This is a genomic window from Paenarthrobacter nicotinovorans, assembly GCF_007670255.1.
In the GTDB taxonomy this organism is placed as follows: domain Bacteria; phylum Actinomycetota; class Actinomycetes; order Actinomycetales; family Micrococcaceae; genus Arthrobacter; species Arthrobacter nicotinovorans_B.
This window is the reverse complement of the sequence record NZ_SZVS01000032.1, coordinates 1-512: the sequence shown is the minus strand read 5'-3', so window position 1 is coordinate 512 and position 512 is coordinate 1. Positions and strand designations below refer to the sequence as shown.

Sequence of the window (512 nt, the reverse complement as noted above, 5' to 3'; positions counted from 1 at the left end):
AGTTGTCCGGCGGGGGATTCTTTGTAGGCCAGGACGAGGTCGCGGTCTACGGAGAGGTAGTTCTGGCCTTTGGGGTTGTAGATTTTCGCGGTCGGGAAGAACGCGTCCATGCCGAAGGTGCGGGATTCGTCCGGGACGACCGGGACGAGGCGGTGGCCGAAGTTTTTGTCCCGCATGAGGTCTTTGAGGAGCCGGACGAAGGCCATGGTGGTCGCGGCTTGTTGTTTGCCGGAGCCGCGTTTGGCGATGTCGTAGGACTTGGCCTCGGGCAGGGTCACGGGGGTGTGGGTGCGGCGGCGTTCGGGCACGAACCCGCCAAGTTCCGCGCGGCGTTCCATGAGGTACTGGATTTCGGGGGCGTCCATGCCGGGGTGGTAGTACGGGGGCCGGTAGAGGTCCGCGTCGAGTTGTTCGTCCGTGATGGGGATGCGGAGGTGGTCACGGAAGGCTTTGAGGTCTTCCATGGTCAGTTTCTTCATCTGGTGGGTCGCGTTGCGGCCTTCGAAGTGCGG

General features: G+C 63.5%; 1 pseudogene. It reads right to left on the bottom strand.

Annotated elements, in window-relative coordinates:
* Nucleotides 1–512: pseudogene (locus FDP28_RS20405) on the bottom strand (pyruvate dehydrogenase (acetyl-transferring), homodimeric type); the annotation flags it as partial.